Below are 3,729 nucleotides of genomic sequence, written 5' to 3'. Positions count from 1 at the left end.
CCGCCGATCCCGTCCAGCGCGCCGAGCGCCGCGTCCGCCTCGGCCAGTGCCTCCGCGGCCAGCCCCGCCGCCATCAGCACCTCGCAGCGCCGGATGCTCAGCATGAAGGTGGGAGTGCCCAGCTTGGCGTACCGCTCCTCCGCCTCGTCGAGCAGCCGCAGCGCCGCCGGGACGTCACCGGAGCGGAACGCCGCCAGCCCCCGGCTCTCCACGGCGTCCGCCTTGTCGTGCTCCTGGCCGGTGGTCTCCCACAGGGCCTCCGCCGCCGCGAAGTCGGCGTCCGCCCGGTCGACCGAGCCCAGCGCCAGATGCACCGTCGCCCGCAGCGTCAGCGCCCGCGCCGTCCAGATCACGTCATCGGCCTGCCGCAGTACGGGGATCGCCCGCCGTACGTCCTCCAGCGCCTCCTTGTGATGGCCCAGCACCCAGTACGAGTACGCCCGCCGGAACAGCACCCGCGCGCGGGTGTGCCCGGTACCGCGCTCGACACCCCGGCGCAGGGCGTCCATGCCCTGCCGGGTGCGCCCCGCGTGCACCAGCGCGACCCCGAGGGTGGCGAGGACGTCCGCCTCCCGCTCGGCCGAGTCCGCGCGCGCCGCCCAGGCCCGCGCCCGTCGCAGATGGCTCAGGGCGAGCCGCATGTCGCCGAAGTCCCGCTGCCAGATACCGATCACCTGATGGGCGACGGAGGCGCGCAGCGGCGCGGGACGGTCGCCCAGGACCTCTTCCGCCCTCGCCCGCGCCTCACCCGGGGCGGCGAACACCATCGGCAGCAGTTCCAGCACCGTGTCGCTTCCCGCTGTCACCCCACGATGGTAGTGGTCCACCACCACACCCCACAGGTATGACGTTGTATCAAATGACCGCCCCACGACTCTCTATCACGACAGCTCCGCGGCCCCGGCCGCCGTCGCCCGAGTGGAGGACATGCCATGGCACCACAGCGATTCCGTGAGCAGTTCGCGCAGATCCAGCGCTCCATGCCCGACGTCCCCCTGGCGATGGGGCCGGACGACGCGGGCGAGTTCCTCTACGAGAAGGGGGTCGTCCTGGCCCGCGACGGGGAGGAGGCCCGCGTCGTCGAGGACACCGTGCGACAGCACTTCACCACCTTCGCCGGCCTCACCCCCGACCGGGTGCGCCGGGCGGGCCCGGAGACCAACCGCTCCGGCATCACCCGGATCCAGGTCGCCGACCCGGGAGAGGGCGACGGCAGCGGCGACCCGGCGGTCGTGGGCGCCCTGCGCGCCCTCTCGGCGACCGAGGGCCGGGCCGGACGCCGGCTGGTCAGCCGCAACCACGTGGTGTCGATCGCCGTCAACGCCTGCCCCGGTGACGAGCCCGTGCCCGTGGCCCCCGGCACCCGCCCCAACCCGGGCGCCGCCGATGCCGCCCACGACCCGGACAGCGCCGTCGGCGTCCTCGTCATCGACACCGGCCTCATGCGCGACCACCGCTCCTACCCGCTGCTCGCCCACACCCGGGGCGACGCGCAGGTCGCCGAGTGCGACGACGACGGGATCCTCCAGCAGTACTGCGGCCACGGTACGTTCATCGCCGGACTCGTCGCCGCCGTCGCCCCCAACACCGACATCACCGTCCGCGGCACGCTCAACGACGCCGGGGCCATCCTGGAGTCCGAGTTCGGCGAGAAACTCTTCGAGGCCGTAGACGAGGACGGCTGGCCCGACGTCATCAGCCTCTCCGCCGGCACCTCCAACGGCCGCACCGACGGCCTCCTCGGCGTCGACGCCTTCATGCGGGAACTCCGTGAGCAGCGCTCCCTGTTGGTCGCCGCCGCCGGCAACAACGGCAGCGCCACGCCCTTCTGGCCCGCCGCCTACGCCGACCTGCCCGGCTACGAGAACGCCGTGCTGTCCGTCGGCGCGCTGCGCGGCGACGGCGAGTTCGGCGCCTGCTTCAGCAACCACGGCGGCTGGGTGAAGGCGTACGCGCCCGGCGAGCGTCTCACCAGCGCCCTCACCGGCTTCGACACCCCTGTCCCGTACGTGTACCAGCACTCCACCTACGACGCCTGCCGCTACGGATTCGCCTACTCCTGCACCTGCCTCCACCCGCGGCACACCGGTGTGCTGAGCGAGGACGGCGGCTCCGCCAAGCCGGACCAGGTGATGTTCGAGGGGCTCGCCCAGTGGAGCGGGACCTCGTTCGCCACCCCCGTCGCCGTCGGCCTGATCGCCGCCCACATGACGGGGCGGGCGGAGGCCGACCCGCGCAAGGCACGCCGGCAACTGATGGACAGCAACACCGAGTTCGCCGAAGTGCGCGGAGCGCACGTCCCCGCGCTGCTGCCGCCCACCTGGCGCCCCGTGCGGGTCGCGCCACCCTCGGCGCGGGCATGAGGGCCGGAGCCGTCCCCTCCACGGCGTACCATGACGTGCCGTACACGAGGGGTGGGACCGTGGAGCGTAGTGAAGTCGGCGCGTTGGTCCGGTCCGCGGTCGACGGCGACGCGGCGGCCTGGAAGGCGATCGTGGAAGGGCTGGGCCCGCTGGTGTGGTCCGTGGTGCGCGCGCACCGGCTCTCCGACGCCGACGCGCACGAGGTCTGCCAGACCGTGTGGTTCCGCTTCGCCCAGCATCTCGGACGGATCCGGGAACCGGAGAAGGCCGGCTCCTGGCTGGCCAGCACCGCGCGGCACGAGTGCCTGAAGGTGCACCGCAACGCGCGCCGGCTGATGCTGACGGACGATCCGCAGCTGCTGGACCGCGTCAGCGAGGACGGCACCCCGGAGCAGTCCCTGCTGGAGGCGGAGGAGACGGCCGCACAGAGCGAGCAGGTCCGGCGGCTGTGGCAGGAGTTCGATGAACTCGGCGACCGGTGCAGGCAGTTGCTGCGCGTGCTGATCGCCTCGCCGCCGCCCAGTTATCAGGAGGTGTCCGCCGCGCTCGGTATCGCGGTGGGCAGCATCGGGCCGCTGCGCCAGCGCTGTCTGCGCCGGCTGCGGGCCCGGCTCGAGGCACGGGGGGCGGCGTGAGCGACATGAGCGGCAGGGACGGCACGAGCGGCGACGCGGAATGGGAAGCGGACCTCGACGGGGACTTCGGGAGCGGGCTGCTGGAGGAGGAACTCCGGCAGGCGGCAGCCGTCCTGGACCCGCTGCCGCCCGCGCTGCTGCAGATCGCCGTCGACGCCTACGCGCTGCACGACCTCGACGCCCGGGTGGCCGAGCTGACCTTCGACTCGCTGGTCGACGCCATCCCGGTCAGGGGAGCGACGGATCCGCCGCGCATGCTGACGTTCAGCGCCGGCGAGGTGACGCTGGACGTGGAGGTGAGCGGGCAGGGCCTGATGGGCCAGGTGCTGCCGCCGCGGGCGGCCCGTATCGAGATCCTGGGCGGCTCGCGGCCGACCGCCGCGCTCACCGCCGACGACATGGGCCGCTTCACCGCGGACACCGCCCCCTCGGGCCCCTTCGCCCTCCGCCTGCGCACCGGCGACGAGGTGGTCACCACGGAGTGGCTCCGCGTCTGATCCTCCCGGGAACGGGGAGAGGCCCGACGGGGCCGGTGCCGCATCCGGTACGTCCCCGCCCCGGGCCCCGTGTCCGGACCGGCCCCGACCGTCCGTACGGGGGCCGGCTGCTCCGCGTGCGTCCGCGCACGGACGAGGGCGGGCCGCCCGCGGGACGTCGTGCCGCGCCTCGTGCTGAGCGCGCACCTGTCGGCCAACGGGCGTGGACCGACGAGGGCTTCCCTCGTGCGGATG

At 73.9% G+C, this 3,729-nt stretch carries 4 protein-coding genes; 3 read left to right on the top strand and 1 reads right to left on the bottom strand.

Features of this window, described 5'->3' with window-relative positions:
• On the bottom strand, positions 1-767 hold a 767-nt coding region (locus tag B9S61_RS01875; protein ID WP_258039504.1), incomplete at its 3' end, for a tetratricopeptide repeat protein.
• Positions 768-932: 165 nt separating this feature from the next.
• On the opposite strand from B9S61_RS01875, the gene B9S61_RS01870 reads away from it, so the two are divergent.
• Genes B9S61_RS01870 through B9S61_RS01860 form a run of 3 tightly spaced genes read left to right on the top strand, consistent with a single transcriptional unit; the run spans position 933 to position 3,495 of the window.
• Entirely contained in the window at positions 933-2,363 is a 1,431-nt protein-coding gene (locus tag B9S61_RS01870) for a S8/S53 family peptidase (protein WP_103540618.1), read from the top strand.
• Positions 2,364-2,422: 59 nt separating this feature from the next.
• Positions 2,423-2,998 (top strand): RNA polymerase sigma factor, encoded by a 576-nt coding sequence (locus B9S61_RS01865; protein ID WP_103540617.1) that lies wholly within the window; start codon positions 2,423-2,425, stop codon positions 2,996-2,998.
• 5 nt (positions 2,999-3,003) lie between these two features.
• Positions 3,004-3,495, top strand: a complete 492-nt coding sequence (locus tag B9S61_RS01860; RefSeq protein ID WP_103540616.1) for a hypothetical protein — start codon at positions 3,004-3,006, stop codon at positions 3,493-3,495.
• Positions 3,496-3,729: the final 234 nt, after the last annotated feature.

Origin of the sequence: Streptomyces sp. SM1 (genome assembly GCF_002910825.1) — a bacterium.
Taxonomy (GTDB): domain Bacteria; phylum Actinomycetota; class Actinomycetes; order Streptomycetales; family Streptomycetaceae; genus Streptomyces; species Streptomyces okerensis.
The sequence above is the reverse complement of the archived record's forward strand: the minus strand, read 5'-3'. Positions and strand labels throughout refer to the sequence as shown.